Raw genomic sequence first — 518 nt, forward strand, 5'->3', positions numbered from 1 at the left:
CGGGGTGTTGCGGGATCGCGTGCGCCGGCTCCGACGGGCCGGCCGGCAGTTGCAGAAAACCATGTGTCAGGGGAACCGGGTTGAATACCGGGCCGCAGAGGGTGAGGGCCCCGTACCTGAACGCGCATGGTCTGCCGATCGCGTCTCCCAAGTAGCACGGGTCCCGTGGAACCCCGTGCGAATCCGCCCAGACCGTTGGGTAAGCCTGAATATTCCTGTCTGACCGATAGCGAACGAGTACCGTGAGGGAAAGGTGAAAAGTACCCCGGGAGGGGAGTGAAACAGTCTCTGAAACCGTGCGCCTACAATCCGTCGGAGCCCTTTTGTGGGGTGACGGCGTGCCTATCGAAAAATGAGTCTGCGAGTCAGTGGCATGTGGCGAGCATAACCCGTGTGGGGTATGCGTAGCGAAGGCGAGTCTTAAAAGGCGTTTGAGTCGCGTGTCCTGGACCCGAAGCGGGATGATCTAGCCCTGAGCAGGTTGAAGCGCGGGTAAGACCGCGTGGAGGACCGAACCC

1 rRNA gene is annotated in these 518 nt (G+C 61.4%); it reads left to right on the forward strand.

What is annotated here, in order from left to right:
* Nucleotides 1-518: ribosomal RNA gene (locus DKT72_RS18945) — 23S ribosomal RNA — on the forward strand; the annotation flags it as partial.

The sequence above is a fragment of the Confluentibacter sediminis genome (assembly GCF_003258355.1).
In the GTDB taxonomy this organism is placed as follows: Bacteria; Bacteroidota; Bacteroidia; order Flavobacteriales; family Flavobacteriaceae; genus Confluentibacter; species Confluentibacter sediminis.